Annotated in this window: 17 protein-coding genes; 3 read left to right on the forward strand and 14 right to left on the reverse strand. The window is 62.6% G+C overall.

What is annotated here, in order from left to right:
* Positions 1-142: 142 nt before the first annotated feature.
* Both I5R65_RS18800 and I5R65_RS24335 read left to right on the forward strand, forming a co-directional pair.
* On the forward strand, positions 143-1,264 hold the full coding sequence (locus I5R65_RS18800) for a cupin domain-containing protein (RefSeq protein WP_180670319.1): 1,122 nt from the start codon (positions 143-145) through the stop codon (positions 1,262-1,264).
* Between the two features lie 329 nt (positions 1,265-1,593).
* The gene (locus I5R65_RS24335; RefSeq protein WP_231395247.1) at positions 1,594-1,863 is read left to right on the forward strand and encodes a hypothetical protein; all 270 of its coding nucleotides are present in this window, start codon (positions 1,594-1,596) and stop codon (positions 1,861-1,863) included.
* Between the two features lie 365 nt (positions 1,864-2,228).
* Here I5R65_RS24335 and I5R65_RS18810 read toward each other — a convergent pair whose 3' ends face one another.
* The 10 genes from I5R65_RS18810 to I5R65_RS18855 form a co-directional block, all read right to left on the reverse strand.
* Positions 2,229-3,014: an MBL fold metallo-hydrolase gene (locus I5R65_RS18810; RefSeq protein ID WP_180670323.1), complete on the reverse strand. Its 786-nt coding sequence runs from the start codon at positions 3,012-3,014 to the stop codon at positions 2,229-2,231.
* Positions 3,015-3,032: 18 nt separating this feature from the next.
* The gene (bamC, locus tag I5R65_RS18815) at positions 3,033-4,214 is read right to left on the reverse strand and encodes an outer membrane protein assembly factor BamC (RefSeq protein ID WP_180670325.1); all 1,182 of its coding nucleotides are present in this window, start codon (positions 4,212-4,214) and stop codon (positions 3,033-3,035) included.
* 61 nt (positions 4,215-4,275) lie between these two features.
* A complete protein-coding gene (gene dapA, locus I5R65_RS18820) occupies positions 4,276-5,154 on the reverse strand; it encodes a 4-hydroxy-tetrahydrodipicolinate synthase (protein ID WP_180670327.1) in 879 nt (292 codons plus the stop codon).
* 156 nt (positions 5,155-5,310) lie between these two features.
* Positions 5,311-6,510 carry a tryptophan--tRNA ligase gene (locus I5R65_RS18825; RefSeq protein ID WP_180670329.1) on the reverse strand — a complete coding sequence of 400 codons (1,200 nt, stop codon included), beginning with the start codon at positions 6,508-6,510 and terminating at the stop codon, positions 5,311-5,313.
* A gap of 61 nt (positions 6,511-6,571) precedes the next feature.
* Positions 6,572-7,234 carry a site-2 protease family protein gene (locus I5R65_RS18830; protein ID WP_006462702.1) on the reverse strand — a complete coding sequence of 221 codons (663 nt, stop codon included), beginning with the start codon at positions 7,232-7,234 and terminating at the stop codon, positions 6,572-6,574.
* A gap of 81 nt (positions 7,235-7,315) precedes the next feature.
* Entirely contained in the window at positions 7,316-7,951 is a 636-nt protein-coding gene (locus I5R65_RS18835) for an L-threonylcarbamoyladenylate synthase (RefSeq protein WP_180670331.1), read from the reverse strand.
* Positions 7,952-8,049: 98 nt separating this feature from the next.
* Positions 8,050-8,925, reverse strand: coding sequence for a protease HtpX (htpX, locus tag I5R65_RS18840; protein WP_180670333.1), 876 nt, complete (start codon positions 8,923-8,925; stop codon positions 8,050-8,052).
* 106 nt (positions 8,926-9,031) lie between these two features.
* Positions 9,032-9,874: a 3',5'-nucleoside bisphosphate phosphatase gene (locus tag I5R65_RS18845; RefSeq protein WP_077236343.1), complete on the reverse strand. Its 843-nt coding sequence runs from the start codon at positions 9,872-9,874 to the stop codon at positions 9,032-9,034.
* Between the two features lie 103 nt (positions 9,875-9,977).
* Complete coding sequence (locus tag I5R65_RS18850) at positions 9,978-10,880, reverse strand: alpha/beta fold hydrolase (protein WP_180670335.1); 903 nt, start codon at positions 10,878-10,880, stop codon at positions 9,978-9,980.
* Between the two features lie 106 nt (positions 10,881-10,986).
* Positions 10,987-12,003 carry a patatin-like phospholipase family protein gene (locus I5R65_RS18855; protein WP_180670337.1) on the reverse strand — a complete coding sequence of 339 codons (1,017 nt, stop codon included), beginning with the start codon at positions 12,001-12,003 and terminating at the stop codon, positions 10,987-10,989.
* 225 nt (positions 12,004-12,228) lie between these two features.
* On the opposite strand from I5R65_RS18855, the gene I5R65_RS18860 reads away from it, so the two are divergent.
* Positions 12,229-12,825: a TIGR00730 family Rossman fold protein gene (locus I5R65_RS18860; RefSeq protein WP_006462708.1), complete on the forward strand. Its 597-nt coding sequence runs from the start codon at positions 12,229-12,231 to the stop codon at positions 12,823-12,825.
* A gap of 177 nt (positions 12,826-13,002) precedes the next feature.
* Here the strand turns inward: I5R65_RS18860 and I5R65_RS18865 are convergent, their stop codons facing one another.
* From I5R65_RS18865 to I5R65_RS18880, 4 genes are all read right to left on the reverse strand, one after another.
* A complete protein-coding gene (locus tag I5R65_RS18865; protein ID WP_180670339.1) occupies positions 13,003-14,244 on the reverse strand; it encodes a cystathionine gamma-synthase family protein in 1,242 nt (413 codons plus the stop codon).
* 173 nt (positions 14,245-14,417) lie between these two features.
* The gene (purF, locus tag I5R65_RS18870) at positions 14,418-15,938 is read right to left on the reverse strand and encodes an amidophosphoribosyltransferase (RefSeq protein WP_180670341.1); all 1,521 of its coding nucleotides are present in this window, start codon (positions 15,936-15,938) and stop codon (positions 14,418-14,420) included.
* A gap of 95 nt (positions 15,939-16,033) precedes the next feature.
* Complete coding sequence (locus tag I5R65_RS18875; protein ID WP_180670343.1) at positions 16,034-16,534, reverse strand: CvpA family protein; 501 nt, start codon at positions 16,532-16,534, stop codon at positions 16,034-16,036.
* Between the two features lie 34 nt (positions 16,535-16,568).
* On the reverse strand, positions 16,569-17,540 hold the full coding sequence (locus I5R65_RS18880; protein ID WP_180670345.1) for an SPOR domain-containing protein: 972 nt from the start codon (positions 17,538-17,540) through the stop codon (positions 16,569-16,571).
* Positions 17,541-17,582 lie beyond the last annotated feature (42 nt).

Consider the following 17,582-nt stretch of genomic DNA (forward strand, 5'->3'; position numbering starts at 1 on the left):
TGGGGCCTAAGAACCATCCCCTTGCCATTCCCGCGAGGCAAGGACTCTTTCAAACGGTTTCTCGACCCGGGAATTATACCTGCATCAAACTTCACCACCGCCGATGCCGTACGGCCGCGCTCCGACGCCTATAATGGCGGGCATGAAAAAACTCGATCTGCTCGGCGGCATCACGCCCGCCCAATTCCTGCGTGACTACTGGCACAAGAAGCCACTGCTGATCCGCAATGCCATCCCCGGTTTTTCCGCCCCCCTGCCGCGCCAGGAACTGTTCGAGCTGGCCCGGCGCGACGACGTCGAGTCGCGCCTGATCACCCATCGCGAAGATGGCTGGGACATGCAGCACGGCCCGTTCAACAAACTCCCGCCCTTGAAGCAAAAGGCCTGGACCCTGCTGGTACAGGGCGCAAACCTGCACCACCCGGCCGCCGATGCCTTGCTGCGCCAGTTCCGCTTCGTGCCCGATGCGCGCCTGGATGACCTGATGATCAGCTACGCCACCGACGGTGGTGGCGTCGGTCCGCACTTCGATTCCTACGACGTGTTCCTGCTGCAGGCCCATGGCCAGCGCCGCTGGCGCATCAGCGCCCAGGACGACCTGACGCTGGAAGAAGGCGTACCCCTGAAGATCCTGAGCCACTTCCAGCCGGAAGAAGAATTCATCCTGGAGCCCGGCGACATGCTCTATCTGCCGCCGCATTACGCGCACGACGGCGTGGCCGTGGGCGAATGCATGACCTATTCGGTGGGATTCCGCGCGCCGGCCTATCAGGAACTGGGCGAATCCTTCCTGGAATTCATGATGGATACCATCGACCTGCCCGGCCGCTACGCCGACCCGGACCTGAAGACCAGCGCCCGCCCGGCCGAACTGCAGGCGGACATGATCACGCGCATCCGCGACGAGCTCAACAAGATCCGCTTCACTGACGACGACATCACCATCTTCCTCGGTGAGCATCTGTCGGAGCCCAAACCCAGCGTCTTTTTCGTGCCGCCGGACGAGCCGATTTCCTTTGCTCGCTTTTTCCAGGGGGCCAAGAAACGCGGTCTGGCATTGCATCGCAAGACACGCGTGCTCTATCGCGGCTCGCACGTCTTCATCAATGGCGAATCGTTCCAGGTCGGCCGTCATGACAAGACGATTCTTGCCCGACTGGCCGACACCCGCACACTTGAAAAAACCGACTTCGAGAAGGCTTCTGAAGACCTGCTGGAAGCGCTTCATCAGTGGTATGAAAGTGGCTGGATCGAATTTGTTTGAGATTGATTCCACTTTAAGTGGAAGCGACCTCGAAATCACTTTAGAAAATCCCTGGAAGCGGCTCCAGCAAAGGCCTTCCGGGCGCATGGTTTTAGATGTAAGAACTTACAAATTCTTACGAAAAAGTTAGTCGCCGGTGTGATTCCGGCAAAAAATCGCTATAATGATGGGCTGGAAAGTTTTCGTTGTCCGGAGATGTTTCGGCAGTAAAAAGAAGCAAGAACCGAAGCCCGACCGCAAGGTCATAGCCTGCGGCGAAAGCCTCCCAGTAGAGCGATAATTACCGGTAATTATTCATCGCACAATTTTTAAATATTGAAGGAATATTCATGAAAAAGACTCTGTTGATCGCTTCGTTGTTGGCTATTGCCCTGGCTGCTTGCGGCAAGAAGGAAGAAGCTCCGGCACCTGCTGCCGCTCCTGCTGCTGAAGCTCCGGCCGCTGCTGCTCCGGCTGCTGATGCAAAGCCGGCTGACGCCGCTCCTGCTGCTGACGCTGCCAAGCCGGCTGACGCCGCTGCTCCGGCTGCTGACGCTAAGCCTGCTGACGCTGCTCCTGCCGCTGACGCAAAGCCGGCTGAAGCCGCTCCGGCCAAGTAATCTTCGGATTATTGTCAGAAAACCGGTCGCAAGACCGGTTTTTTTTCGTCCAGATTTTCCACGCTCTTCCCTCCATCAATATCCGGTCAAGCTCCTGACATCAGACCACCCCGTCCCACCCTCCAGAACGCATCAGAAAGCGCCCCAGGCGATTCCAGCACGGTGATTGCCCCTTCGGACTGACAAAGCACTGACAGCGTCTCCAGCGGCCCGTAGCGGTCCACTCCTCATTGCCAGGCAGGCGAGTGCCGGCAGGGTCGTCAACAAGGGAAGAAGTGGTCAGCAAGCAGCCAGGAAAGAGAAACAAATTGTTTCTGCCGTCGGGCAAGAGCAGCTGACAGCAGGCTGACCGACTCGCGTTTCGGTCAGACGTCCAGCCAGGCAAAACCTTCTGCCTGGCAGGCAATGCCGATGCCGCCGAAGGTCGTGCCGAGGACGCTTTCGATGGCAGCACGCGCCAGCTCGGGCGTATTGTTCTGCTGGCTGAGATGCGCGCCAATGACGCGCTTGAGCCGGCTCTTGTCGAGCAGGCGCAGGATGTCAGCGCTGGCGTCATTGGCCAGGTGGCCATAATCACCACCGATGCGGCGCTTGAGGAAGGCGGGATAAGGCGAGCGATCCAGCATCTCGCGGTCGTGATTGCATTCCAGCAGCAGGGAATCGCAAGCGCCCAGCGCCTGCACCAGGTGCGCGGTCGGCTGACCGGCATCGGTCAGCACGCCCAGGCGCCGATCGCCGTCGCCGGCCACATACTGGATGGGCTCGCGGGCGTCATGGGGAACGGTATAGGGGGACAATTCAAGATCGCCGATGGCGATCTTCTGGCCATCGGCGCAGAAACGCACATCGACATCGGTAGCCTGCTCGGCCACCGCCTGCCAGGTGCCATAACTGAGCCAGACCGGAATCCGGTAGCGTCGCGCGAACTTGAACACGCCGCTGACGTGGTCCGAGTGCTCGTGCGTGACGACGATGGCGGCGACGTCGGACGGGTCCAGACCCAGGCGCAGCATGCGCTTTTCGGCTTCGCGCAAAGTAAAGCCGCAGTCCAGCATAACCGTGGTCCCTGAGGAGGGACGCTCGTCGCCGGCTGCGGCCGAGATCAGCAGCGCATTGCCTTCGCTGCCGCTACCGAGGCTCGCGAACTTCATCTGAGCCCCGGGTCCTGCTTATTTCAACTGATCGTTCAGCAGACCGAGGATCTTGTCGGAGATACCCGAGGTATCCGGACCACCCTCGCCGTTCTGGACGGTGATGTTGCTGCTGTCGGAACCGGCGCCCTTGACCACGATACGGTACTTGGCGGCCTTCTTGTCCTTGTCCTTGGAGCTGAAGATGCGCGAGAAGAAACCATCATCCTTCTTGTCCTTGGCATCCTGGTTCTGGTCGACGTAACGGACGAAGTAGATACCCTGGCTGCGGTCGCGGTCTTCCACGGTGAAGCCGACGCGGTCCAGCGCCAGGCCGACGCGGCGCCATGCGCGGTCGAAGCCTTCATCGACTTGCACGCTGGTACCGGCCACGCCCTTCTGCAGACGCGAACGTGCCTGCAGCGACGGGGCATTGGCCACGGCCGCCTTGGCCTTGGTTTCCTCGGCACCCAGGCGCACCATCAGGCGCGACAGGAATTCGGCTTCCAGGCCCGGGTCGGAGGGACGCGCGGTCCACACCGAGGTTTCCTTGGCCGAACCAGTCAGCACTTCTTCGGCGCCGCGATGGCTGATGAAGATCTCGGTGGTGCCGTTGGGGCCGCGTTCCAGGCGGGTACGGAACTTGTCACGCTCGCCGGTGGAATACAGCGAATCGAACACCTTGCCCAGCGTGTTGCGGATGAAGTCCTGGGGAATCTTGGCACGGTTCTCGGCCCAGTCGGTTTCCATCACGCCGGTATCGGGCGATTCCACGTTGATCAGGAAACCACTGTCCTGCCAGAAATCCTTGATCTGCGACCACAGCTGTTCCGGGCTCTGCTTGACCACCAGCCAGCGCTGGGAACCGTCGCGCTCGATGCGGATTTCGTCGCCCTTGGCAGTCGGCGCCACCGAGGTGACTTCGGTGGTCGGCTTGTTCTGCTGCTCCAGCTGGTAGCCGGACGCGGTCGCCACGCCCTTGTTGGCCTCGGGGATGGAGTAACGGTTGTCGCGCTGCAGCTGGGTCAGGTCGGGCGGGACTTCCAGGCGCGGGCCACGGGCCTTTTCTGCGCTCTTGTAATCGATACGGTCCCCTTCGAGCATGTTGCCGATGGAGGAACATCCTGCCAGTCCGGCCAGCGCCAGTGCGATGACGATACTGCGTTGGGTAAGTGTGTACGCGGAGCGGGATACCGGACGAACGTTCTTGCTATTAGTCATATCGTTACTATTGAAAGCGGAATCGGATTTCAGGAGACCTGCGCCAAAGCGGCCAAGCCGATTATTTTAATACACCGGACTCGCGCAGGGCCGCGCGCACGGTGTCGTGGTATGCCGCCCCCAGCGGTGCGAGCGGCAGACGCATGCCAGACGGAATGAGGCCCATTTCCTGCATGGCCCACTTCAGCGGCACCGGATTGGGTTCGACGAAGAGCTTGTTGTGCAGGGGCAGTAGCTTGTTGTTCAGTTCCACGGCACGGGCGATGTTGCCGCTCATGGCCGCCACGCACAGTTCGTGCATGTCGCGCGGGGCGACGTTGGCGGTGACCGAGATGTTGCCGGCGCCGCCGTACAGCATCAGGGCGATCGCGGTGGCGTCGTCGCCGGAGTAGACCGCAAAACTCTTGGGCGCCAGGCGGATCAGGTCGGTACCGCGGGCGATGTTGCCGGTGGCATCCTTCACGCCGACGATGCCCTTGACCTGTGCCAGGCGCAGGATGGTCTCGTTGCTCATGTCGGCCACGGTACGGCCGGGCACGTTGTACAGGATCACCGGCAGATCCACCGCTTCGGCGATGGTCTTGAAGTGCAGGTACATGCCTTCCTGGGTCGGACGGTTGTAGTACGGCACCACCTGCAGCGAGGCATCGGCACCGACCTTCTTGGCGAATTCGGTCAGTTCGATCGCTTCGGAAGTGGAGTTGCCGCCAGTGCCGGCGATGATGGGGATGCGCTTGGCCGTGTGCTCGACCGCGACCTTGATCAGTTCGCAGTGCTCTTCCATCGAGACGGTGGGCGATTCGCCGGTGGTACCGACGATGACGATGCTGTCAGTTCCCTCGGCGATATGCCAGTCGATCAGCTTGCGCAGGCCATCGTAATCGAGGCTGCCGTCCGGATGCATGGGAGTGACGATTGCAACAATGCTACCCTTGATCATGGTGTGCGTGCTTTAGGTAATGGTCAAAATAAAGGCCTGATTGTAGCGGATAGACGCCTCAACAGGTCAATTTTGCCGGCGCTTCAGATGAAGGCTGGCGTAAAAAATCTGGGGAGGACGCCGGTTTTCGTCCTCAACGGCCGGACTTGCCGTCCCTCAATAGCCCAGCCCCATGGCTTCGCGTACGTCACGCATGGTGTCCTGGGCCAGCTTGCGGGCCTTTTCGCAGCCATCGGCGACGATCGCCCGCACCAGCGAGGGATCGTCCAGATAAGGCTGCGCGCGCTCCAGCATCGGTTGCTGCTCCTGCAGGATGGCATCGATCACCGGCTGTTTGCATTCCAGGCAACCAATGCCGGCCGACCGGCAGCCCTTGGCCGCCCAATCCTTCACATCCGCCGGGGAATAGACCTGGTGGAATTGCCATACCGGGCATTTCTCCGGATCGCCCGGATCGCTGCGGCGCACCCGCTGCGGGTCGGTCGGCATGGTCTTGACCTTCTTGGTGACCGACTCCTTGTCTTCGCGCAGGGCGATGGCGTTGCCATAGCTCTTGGACATCTTGGCACCATCCAGGCCCGGCAGGCGCGAGGCCTCGGTCAGCATGGCCTGCGGCTCGGTCAGGATCAGTTTGCGGCTGCCTTCGAGATAGCCGAACAGACGTTCACGATCGATCATCGACAGGTTCTGGGCATCATCCAGCATGGCCTTGGCCTGCTCCAGCGCCTCGTCATCGCCCTTCTCTTGGAATTGCGTACGCAGCTCCAGGTACAGCCTGGCGCGCTTGCTGCCCAGTTTGCGGGTGGCAGCCAGCGCCTTTTCCTCGAAGCCCTTTTCCTTGCCGTACAGGTGGTTAAAGCGGCGCGCGATCTCGCGCATGATCTCGATGTGCGGCACCTGGTCCTCGCCCACCGGCACCTGGCTGGCGCGGTAGATCAGCACGTCGGCCGCCTGCAGCAGCGGGTAGCCGAGGAAACCATAGGTCGCCAGGTCGCGGTCGGCCAGCTTCTCCTGCTGGTCCTTGTAGGTAGGCACGCGCTCCAGCCAGCCCAGCGGGGTGGCCATGGACAGCAGCAGGTGCAGCTCCGCATGTTCCGGCACGCGCGACTGGATGAACAGCGTCGCCTGGGCCGGATCCACCCCGGCAGCCAGCCAGTCGATCACCATCTCCCAGGTGCTGGTTTCGATCACCGAGGGATCGTCGTAATGGGTGGTCAGTGCATGCCAGTCGGCCACGAAGAACAGGCAGGGCAATTCGGATTGCAGCTTGACCCAGTTCTTCAGGGCGCCATGATAGTGGCCCAGGTGCAGCGCGCCGGTGGGGCGCATGCCGGAGACGACGCGATCAGGATACATGGCAGTAGGCTAGGTGGTCAGGAGGGGGAATGATGCAGATCATGAGAGTGGCCCGCTTCACTCAGTGGAACAGCAAGGTGATCGGATAGGTAATCAACTGCAGCACCAGACCGGCGCCGTACATCACCGGTGCCATCCACCAGGTATAGATCACCTTGAGCAGCACCAGCGCCATGACGATGAAGAAGCCATAGGGCTCGATCTGGGCGAATTTATAGGCGTACTTGTTGGGTAACAGGCTGGTGAGGATGCGGCCGCCATCCAGCGGCGGGATCGGGAACAGGTTGAAGGCGAACATCACCAGATTGGTCAACACGCCGGCCTTGGCCATGAGCGTGAAGAATTCTTCTTGCACACCCCCCAGCGCCAGGGCGTAGATGGCAATCATCCACAGCAGTGCCATGAGGAAATTGGCAGCCGGACCGGCCAGCGAGACCCAGGCCATGTCGCGCTTGGGCTTGCGCAGGTGGCCGAAGTTGATCGGCACCGGCTTGGCATAGCCGAACAGGAAGGCACCGCTGGTGGCGAAGTACAGCAGGATGGGAATGAGGATGGTGCCGAAGGGATCGATGTGCTTGAGCGGGTTCAGGCTCATGCGCCCCATGGAATAGGCGGTATTGTCGCCGAAGAACTTGGCGGCATAGGCATGCGCCGCCTCGTGCAGGGTGATGGCGAAGAGCACCGGTAGCGCGTAGACCGCGACAGTCTGGATGAGATCGTTCATGGGCGGGGATTTTATCAGAGGGGCAACACGGCGCCCGGGAATTCCACCCCGGCGGGCTGTTTAAGCAAAAAAATCGCTCACTCAGGCGGCTTGCAGACCGAAGATGCCGGCATCCCCCCTGCCCTGGCGCACCAGCACCGGCTGTTCATCGTCGGTGAGATCGATGACGGTGGTCGGTTCCAGACTGCAGGCGCCGCTGTCGATGACCAGGTCGATCTGCTTTTCCAGGTGGTCGCGGATATCGTCGGCGCTGGTCAGCGGCAGGTCTTCATCGGGCAGGATCAGGGTCGTGCCCAGCAGCGGCTGGCCCAGTTCTTCCAGCAGCATGTGGGCAATGCGGTTTTCCGGCACACGCAGGCCGATGGTCTTGCGCGAGGGATGCGACAGGCGGCGCGGCACTTCCTTGGTGGCTTCCAGGATGAAGGTGTAGGCGCCCGGGGTGGCCGCCTTGAGCAGGCGGTACTGGCGATTGTCGACCTTGGCGTACAGGGCAATCTCGGACAGGTCACGACACAGCAGGGTCAGGTGGTGCTTGTCGTCCACGCCGCGGATGCGACGCACGCGCTCCACCGCATCCTTGTTGTCGAGCTGGCAGACCAGTGCATAACAGGAGTCGGTCGGCAGGGCCACCAGGCCACCCTTGTGGATGATCTGCGCCGCCTGCTTGATCAGGCGCAGCTGCGGGTTCTCGGGGTGAATCTCGAAAAACTGGCTCATGATGCGGTTTCCGTTTCCATTTCCAATACCAAATCGATTTCAATTCGTAAAAAGCACAACGGCGGTGTCGCCACCGCCGTTGTCGCTGCCCGCCGGGCTTAACGCTGGCCGCGCAGGGCGGCGATGCGCTGTTCCAGCGGCGGGTGCGTCGAGAACAGTTCCATGAAGCCGGGCTTGTCGCTGATGCCCAGGGCCGCCATGTTCTGCGGCAGGCCTTCGGGCGAAAAACCGCCCAGCCGCGCCAGCGCATTGATCATCGGCTGCGGCGTACCCAGCAGGCGGGCCGCGCCGGCGTCGGCACGGAACTCGCGGTGGCGCGAGAACCAGGCCACGATCATCGAAGCGCCGATGCCAAAGACGATCTGGCAGACCAGCACGGTCACGGTATAGCCGATGCCGGGACCGGATTGGTCGTTGTTGCGGCGCAGGGCCGCATCGACGAAGTAACCCACCACCCGCGACAGGAACACCACGAAGGTATTCACCACGCCCTGGATCAGCGTCATGGTGACCATGTCGCCATTGGCGATGTGCGCCACCTCGTGGCCCAGCACGGCTTCCACCTCGTCCTGCGTCATGCCCTGCAGCAGCCCGGTGGAGACCGCCACCAGGGCCGAGTCCTTGAACGCGCCGGTAGCGAAGGCATTGGGCTCACCGTCATAGACCGCCACTTCCGGCATGCCGATGCCGGCGCGCTGGGCCAGCTTGCCGACCGTCTGCAGCAGCCAGGCCTCGGTGCCGTTCATGGGGGTCTCGATCACCCTGGCGCCGGTGGACCACTTGGCCATGCTCTTGCTCATCAGCAAGGAAATGATGGAGCCCGTGAAGCCGACCACCAGCGAGAACACCAGCAGCATCGGCAGGTTCAGGCCGGACCGGGTCAGGAAACGGTCCACGCCCAACAGCGACAAGATGACGCTCATCACGACCAGCACGGCGATATTGGTCGCAATAAACAACAAGATGCGTTTCATGGGGAAAACTCCTATCGGGAAAGTGGTTATTAGATAAGAGTCCGTCCCCGGAAATCAAGGGCAAGCTCGGCCATGGGCGCAGTTTTCACCGGCTTGCAGCTCCGACTTACAGTCCCCAGTCGTGCCACACCGGCTTGACCCCTGTCGGCAAGGCCGGCAGACCGCCCAGGTCCACACGCGACTCGCCGGGGCCATGGAAGTCCGAGCCCATCGACGCCAGGAAGCCGTAGCTGCGCGCCACCTGGGCGTATTCCTGATACTGCTCGGGGGTATGGCTGCCGGTATTGACCTCGATGGCGGCGCCGCCAAACTGCTTGAATTCATCGAACAGCGCGCCGAACTGGGTCTGGCTGTATTTGTAGCGGCCCGGGTGAGCGATCACTGCCACCCCGCCGGCCCCGCGGATCCAGCGCACCGCCTCTTCCAGCGTGGCCCAGCGATGCGGCACGTAGCCCGGCTTACCTTCGGTGAGGTAGTTGGCGAACACTTCCTTGGTATCGCCACACTGGCCGCACTCGACCAGATAGCGGGCGAAGTGGGTGCGCGAGATCAGGTCCGGATTGCCCACGTGCTTGAGCGCGCCTTCATAGGCGCCGCAGATGCCGTACTGGTCCAGCGCCTGGGCGATCTCGCGGGCGCGGCGCTCGCGGCCGTTGCGGGTGGCGGCCAGTCCCTCGACCAGCGCGCGGTTGGTCTCGTCGATGCGCAGGCCGACGATGTGCACCGTCTGCCCGGCCCAGGTGACCGAGATTTCCACCCCGCCCACATGTTGCAGGCCCAGCGCCTGCGCCGCCGCGCGGGCACGCGCCACGCCACCGACTTCGTCGTGATCGGTCAGCGCCCACACGCCCACGCCGTTGGCCTTGGCACGCGCGGCCACCTCCTCCGGTGGCAACAGGCCGTCGGAGACGTTGGAGTGGCAATGCAGGTCGAACTTGAGCTCAGACATAGGAATGCGCGATGACTCGGGCCGGTCGCTTGTGGCTGCCGCCGATCAGGGAATGCGGGGTGACTGGAATACCTTCATTCTACGCCCTTCCTCCCTGCCCCGCTCAGGCCGGCTGCGCCAGGAAGGTCTCGATCAGTTGCGCCAGCCGCTCTGGCTGGTCGTGGTGCAGCATGTGGCCGGCCTGGTCGATCATCTCGACCTGGGTGCGCGGGATGCAGGCGATGCGACGATCGATTTCCTCGCGCTTGAGCGAGGCCGGGCCGAAGAAGCGGCCGATGTCGCTGTCGGTCGCTTCGATCCACAGCACCGGCGCGGTGATGCGGCGCCAGCAGGCCATCATCTCGTCCACCCGATACAGGATGGGGCTGACCTGCTTGTGCGCCGGATCACCCAGGATCTGCCACAGTCCGCTGCCATCCTGCTGCGCCCAGTGTTGCGCCAGGAAAGCAGCACGCTCGTCGGACAGGCGCGCATTGTTCTTCTGCAGGCGCGTGGCCACTTCTTCCAGCGTGTCATAGCCGCGCAGCAGTGGCGGGTTCTTGATCTCGTCCAGCCATTGCACGAACCGGCCCGGTGCCTGTTCCGGCTTGGCCGTGGGCAGGCCCAGGCCTTCCAGGTTGATCAGGCGGGCGATGCGCTCCGGGCGCAGGCCGGCATAGAGCGTCACCACATTGCCGCCCATGCTGTGGCCCAGCAGGTTGATGGCTTCCCCGGGCGCATGGTGGTCGATGATGGCCTCCAGATCGGCCAGGTAGTCAGGGAACCAGTAGGCATCTGCCGGGCTGCGCTCGCTCAGGCCAAAGCCGCGCCAGTCGGGCGCGATCACGTGCCACTCGCGCTGCAGCGCGTCGACCATGAACTGGAACGAGGCCGACATATCCATCCAGCCGTGGAACATGAAGATCTTGGGCGCCTGCGGGTCGCCCCAGTGACGGATGTGATAGCGCAGGCCGCGTACGGTGAGGAATTCGGAGCGTGAAGCGTGCTTGGCGATGGTCGGAGGCATGTCGTTTTCTTTGTTATCGGTGCTGCGAGGCGGGACTACGAAAGATCAAGCAGCAAAGTATAGACAAAAGTGAACGATCGTGCGCGAAGACCCTCGATCCGGCGGTTCAGGGAAGGAAGCGTCCCAGGTCGAAGGTGGAACGGTGGCCGATCTCGGCAAAGTTCTGCTCCAGCCACTCGGAAGCGCGCTCCCGCCCCTGCTGGAACAGGCTGCCGATGAAGCTGGCCTGGGTATTGAGCTTGGAGAGATTGGTCAATTGCTCCATCAGCTCGTTGGCATCGATCATGTGGATATTGAGCTGGCGCAGGCGCCGCTCCAGCGCACCGAAGGCCAGGGTGGAATTCTCGGCTTCGCGCTTGGCCAGGGCCAGCCCGCTCAGTTCGGTGAAGAAGGCCGAGCTGAAGCTGATTTCCGAGAGACGCTGGCCGATATCGTGGCTGCTGGTGGGCGTCCCGGCGCGGCGGCTGGGGTGCAGCAGCACCACCATCACATCGCGCGCGGCGCAGGCATGCAGCAAGGGGAAGATCGGGGGATTGGCAGTGAGACCCCCATCCCAGTAGGCCTCGCCATCGATCTCGATAGGCCGGTGCAGCGAAGGGAGGCAGGCCGAGGCCAGCAGCACCTCCACCGACAGGTCGGCATTGCGGAAGATCTTCAGGATGCCGGTGCTGACCTGGGTGGCGGCGATGAAGAGCTTCAACTCGCGCTGCCGGCGCAGCCGTTCGAAGTCCACCTGCTCCAGCAGGATATCGCGCAGCGGGTTGATGTCCAGCGGATTGAGTTGCGTGGGCGAGAAGAAGCGGGTCATCGCCAGCAAGGCCTGCATGCCCGGCATGGGCGTGGGATTGGAGATCACCGGAGCGCCCTCGGCGCCGAGATGATCCAGCGGCGCACCGGTGGATAGCGCCGTCCAGAAGCGCTCCAGCGCCGCCCGCGCGCCATCGCGACCATCCTGCACATAGCCCTGGGCCAGCACCACCGCGTTCATGGCCCCGGCGGAGGCACCACTGATGCCTTCCATGTCCAGCCGCCCATCTTCCAGCAGGCGGTCCAGCACGCCCCAGGTAAAGGCGCCGTGCGAGCCACCACCCTGCAGAGCCAGACTGACGATCTTGTTCGACATGATGTCCTTTTCCTCGGTCACATCCTGCGGGCTGTCATGCCCGGGTCACCACATAAGCTTATGCTGCACTGCACTATCATGGTATAACACGAATACCGCGCTGCCGAAAAGTGGCTGCCCGATGGAAACAAATTGGCAACAAAAAGCAACATGCCGGCGCCCATAGGAAACAGCTCGGCCATTGTAACGAAGTAAAGACGTCACGACGGACACTGCAGAGGACACATGAAATCGATTTGCGTATATTGCGGCTCTTCCCCCGGTGCATCGCCCGCCTACGCCGAGGCGGCGCGCAAGCTGGCGCAGGAAATGGTGAAGAACAACATCGCCCTGGTCTATGGCGGCGGCAATGTGGGCCTGATGGGCATCATCGCCAGCGAAGTCATGAAACTCGGGGGCGAAGCCACCGGCGTCATCCCCAAGGCCCTGCTGGACAAGGAACTGGGCCACCACGGCCTGACCCGCCTGCACATCGTCAAGGACATGCACGAACGCAAGGCCATGATGGCCGAGCTCTCCGACGGCTTCGTGGCCATGCCGGGCGGCATGGGGACGCTGGAAGAACTGTTCGAGGTGCTGACCTGGGCGCAACTGGGCTTCCACTACAAGCCGATCTGCCTGTACAACGTGGAAGGCTTCTACAACAACCTGATCGCCTTCGTCGACCATCTGGTGTCGCAGCGTTTCGTCAGCTCCGACCAGTCCGGGCTGATGATGCATGAAGCCGATCCGGCCACGCTGATCGAGCGCTTCCAGAGCTTCAAACCGACCTACAAGACCAAATGGGCCGATCGCGAAGCGGTGGCCAACCTGGTGCCTTGACTTAACCCAGGCCCGGTCCCGCCTGCGGACCTGGAGCGGTTGCAGGTTTTGCGGAATTCATTTCCGTTTCTTCACATTCCTGCGGCAAGCAAAACGCCCGTCCCTCCTGCGAGGCGACGGGCGTTCTCATTTCTTCACTTTTGGCTAAAACCGGGGCTTAGCCAGCCTTTCAGGCTATCAGGCCTCCAGTGCCTGACGGAAGTCCGCCACCAGATCTTCGGTATCTTCCAGGCCCACCGAGACGCGGATGAGCGACTCGGCAATGCCCATGCTGGCACGGCGCTCGGCGCCCATCTCGTAGAAGATGGTGTGGGCCACCGGGATCACCAGGGTGCGGGTGTCGCCCAGGTTGCTGGCGGCCACCGCCAGATGCATGCGGTTGAGATAGTCGAAGCAATCGATGCCGTCCTTCAGCTCGAAGGACATCAGGCTGCCGAAGGAGCGGAACAATGCCTTGGACAAGGCATGCTGCGGGTGGGACTCCAGCCCCGGGTAGTAGACGGCCGCCACGCGCTCATCGGCTTCCAGCATCTGCGCCACGGCCAGGGCATTCTTGCATTCGCGCTCCAGGCGCAGGGCCATGGTCTCGGCGCCGACGGCGATGTGATGCGCCGCCTCCGGGCCCAGCGAGCCACCGAAGTCGCGCAGCGCCTTGGCGCGGATCTGCGCCATGCCCCATTGCGGCGCCGGGTTCTTCTTGTAGTTGTCGGCGATGTGCGGATAGCGGGTCCAGTCGTATTCGCCGGTATCGGTCAATGCTCCCCCCAGCGCATTGCCGTGGCCGCCGATGGACTTGGTCAGCGAATTGACCACCAGCCCGGCACCGACCGTCTTGGGACGGAACAGGTAGGGCGAGGTCATGGTGTTGTCCACCACGTAGAGGATGCCGCGCTCGCGGCACAGCTCGCCGATGCGCTTCAGGTCCGCCACCTGGGTGCGCGGATTGGCGATGGTCTCGACGAAGACCAGACGGGTATTGGGCGTGATGGCCGCTTCCACATTCTTCACATCGGTGGCATCCACCATGGACACCTTGGCGCCCTGCGCGCCCACCGTCATCCACAGGCTATTGGTATTGCCAAACAGGAAGGCCGAGGACACCACATGGTCGCCCTCGCGCAGCAGACCCTGGACGATGGCGCCGATGGCGGCCATGCCGGTGGCGAAGCAGATGGTGGACTTGCCGTCCTCCATCTTGGTGATCTTCTCTTCCAGCGCCGAGACGGTCGGGTTGCCCTGGCGACCGTAGCGATAGCCCGGCTGCTTGCCCTGGAAGACTTCGGCCAGCTGGCGTGCATCTTCATAGCCGAAGGTCACCGAGGTGTGGATGGGCTTGTGCAGCGAGCCATGCTCGATGCCCTTCTGGCGGTCGCTGTGGAGGATGGTGGTGGTGAAGCCGTAGGTCTTTTTATCGTTCATCGCGGGAGTCGGAAATGCAGGGTGGGCAAGATGGGCAAGGTGGGCGGAAGCGGCAAGCCCGGGCCAAAGGCAAAATGATAAGCCAGTTTCCCACCGGCTGCGCATGAAAGAAAAACGCCGGCGCCGCAGAAGCGGCTACCGGCGTGCTGTTCCAGCCTCTGGTCAGGCGCGGATCAATCCACGCGGGCCAGGTTCAGGTTCAGCTGCGAACGTACTGCATCTTCCAGTGCCGGCTTGGGATTCTTGCGGGCATATTCGATGCGGTCCAGGTATTCCTGGGTGATGTCGCCGGTGATGTAGTGACCGTCGAAGCAGGAAGCCTCGAAGTTGCGCAGGGCCGGGTTGGAATCGGCAATGGCGCGCTTCATCGCTTCCACGTCCTGGTAGACCAGGGCGTCGGCGGTGATCTCGCGGCACACTTCCTCTTCGCTGCGGCCGAAGGCGATCAGCTCGTCGCGGGTCGGCATGTCGATGCCATAGACGTTGGGAAACTTCACCGGCGGCGCGGCCGAAGCGAAGATCACGTTCTTGGCGCCGGACTCGCGCGCCATCTGCACGATCTCGCGGCTGGTGGTGCCACGCACGATGGAATCATCCACCAGCAGCACGTTCTTGCCCTTGAATTCGCTGCCGATGGCATTGAGCTTCTGGCGCACCGACTTCTTGCGCAGGGCCTGGCCCGGCATGATGAAGGTGCGGCCGATGTAGCGGTTCTTGATGAAGCCTTCGCGGTACTCGATACCCAGCTTCAGCGCCAGTTCCATGGCGGCCGGACGCGAGGAGTCGGGGATCGGCATGACCACGTCGATCTCGCCGTGCTTGAACTGCTTGCGGATCTTCTCGGCCAGGAACTCGCCCATCTTCAGGCGGGCGCCGTAGACCGAGGCGCCGTCGATGATGGAGTCCGGACGGGCCAGGTAGACGTATTCGAAGGCACAGGGGTTCAGCGACGGGTTCTCGGCGCATTGCTGGTTGTACAGCTTGCCGTCGTTGTCGATGAAGATGGCTTCACCCGGGTTGACGTCGCGCAGGAAGCGGAAGCCCATGCCTTCCAGGGCCACCGATTCGCTGGCCATCATGTATTCGATGCCCTTGTCGCTTTCGTTGAAGCCCAGGCACATCGGACGGATGCCGTACGGATCGCGGAAGCCCAGGAGACCGTAACCGGCGATCTGCGCCACCACGGCGTAGGAGCCGCGCACGCGCTTGTGCACCATGGCCACGGCCTTGAAGAGCGCCGCCGGGTCCAGCGAGTAGCCGGTGGTGGCCTGCTGGATTTCGTGGGCCAGCACGTTCAGGAGCACTTCGGTATCGGAATCGGTATTGATGTGGCGACGATCGTTCTTGAACATCTCGATCTTCAACTGTTCCGCATTGGTCAGGTTGCCGTTGTGCGCCAGGATGATGCCGAAGGGGGCATTGACGTAGAACGGCTGCGCCTCTTCTTCCGAGGACGAGCTGCCGGCGGTCGGGTAACGCACCTGGCCGATGCCGGTGTTGCCGGGCAGCGAGCGCATGTTGCGGGTACGGAACACGTCGCGCACCAGGCCGTTGGCCTTGTGCATCGAGAAACCGTTGGTGTGGTTGGTTGCGATGCCCGCTGCATCCTGACCACGGTGCTGCAACAGCAGCAGCGCGTCATACAGCATCTGGTTGACGGGGCTATGAGAGACGATACCGACGATGCCACACATGGTGGACTCCTAACGAAAAACGAAAACGAAAATGAACCACGACTGCAACCAGCGACCAATGCGCCCTGCCACGGGGTCTGCCCGCGGCAGCGGCATCAGACAGGGGGTGAAAAATTCACATGCTCGGCCAGTTTTCCCGGCAGGTAGGGCAAGACAGCTTCGGCGCCCTGTTCAACCCAGGCACTGAACCGGGCCTCTTTCCAGAACGGCTGCTGCGGAATCGAGGTCGTGCCGCACAGCAATGCCACCGCCACCACCAGCAGGACGCCACGCGCCACGCCGAAAATACTGCCCAATGTCCTGTCCAGCATGGTCAGGCCCGTGGCCTTGACCAGCTCACTCAATGTCTTGGCCACCAGCGCCATCAACAGGCGCGTGCCGATGAACAAGGCCACGAAGGCGACGATGAGTCGCGTCAATTCGCCCGGCACCACGTCCGGCAGCATCGTCGAGAGCGCCTCGCCATACATGTTGGCCACCACCAGCGCCACGATCCAGCCAGCCAGCGACAACACCTCGCGCACCAGTCCGCGCAGGGTGCCGATGATCACGGAACACGCCAGGATCAGCAGCACCAGGTAGTCAAATATCGTCACGATGACAACAATATGCGGCTATCTGCAGCCAATATCAAGCAGGAACAATAGTAGCATTCAAGCCCAGCTTCTTGATTCGGCTTCCCATGCGCTCGGCTTCATCGCGACTGCCGAAGGGCCCGACGCGGATGCGCGTGCGTTCGCCGGCCTGGGTCGCGATCTTTTGCGTGTAGGAGTGAATACCTGCTGCATTGAGCTTGTTGCGCAATTCATTGACCTTGTCCTGGGTCGCCAGCGCGGCGACCTGGATGACGAACTTGCCACCGATGGCAGCCGGCTTCTTCTCGGCCGGTGCGGCGGCGGCACCGCCAGTTGCATTGGACTTGCCTTCCAGGATCGCCAGCGCGCGCGCCGAATCGTCATGGGCGGAAGGCGCGGCTGCCGGCGGGGTAGAGATCGAGGCCGGGGCCTTGGGCTTGGCGGCTTCCTTCTTCGGCTCTTCCTTGTGCTCGACCACGATCGGTTTCTTTTCCTCGACCTTGGGCGCGGGCTTGTCGATCACCTTGGGCGCCACGGCTGCCACGGGCGGGCTGGCCGGCTGTGCTGCCGGGGCCGGAGCGGTGGAGGGCTCGGGTGCAATGCTGGCGGGCTCGACGATCTCTTCCTTCTGGTCCAGCGAGGCCTGCTTGGCGTCGCCTGCAGAGGCCGGGGCCGAGGTCCCGGCGGCGGCCTGGTCCTTGGAGGGAATCTGGATGGCGATATCGTCGTTGAGCGGCTTGGGCTCGGAATCGAGGATCATCGGCAACACGATCACCACCGCCAGCGCCAGTGCGACGGCACCGATCAGGCGGCGGCGGGCACGTTTCTTTTCCGGCAACAAGGGGTCAGCCGCGGCCTCCTTGCCGGCCTTGGCCCGTCCACCTGCGGCACGACCGGAGGTATTGGCGGCGCTACGACTGCCGCGGCTGCGAATGACGGAAGATTGCTCGTCGGAACGCGAACGGAAAGTGCCTTGGTCGGAAGCAGAGTCCTGCTTGTTTTTGCGGAAAAACGAGAACAAGCCCATGCGGAGTCGTCTTGAATTGATCTGAATATCTTGGAAAACCTG

This window comes from Herbaspirillum sp. AP02 (genome assembly GCF_015767275.1).
Classification (GTDB): domain Bacteria; phylum Pseudomonadota; class Gammaproteobacteria; order Burkholderiales; family Burkholderiaceae_D; genus Herbaspirillum.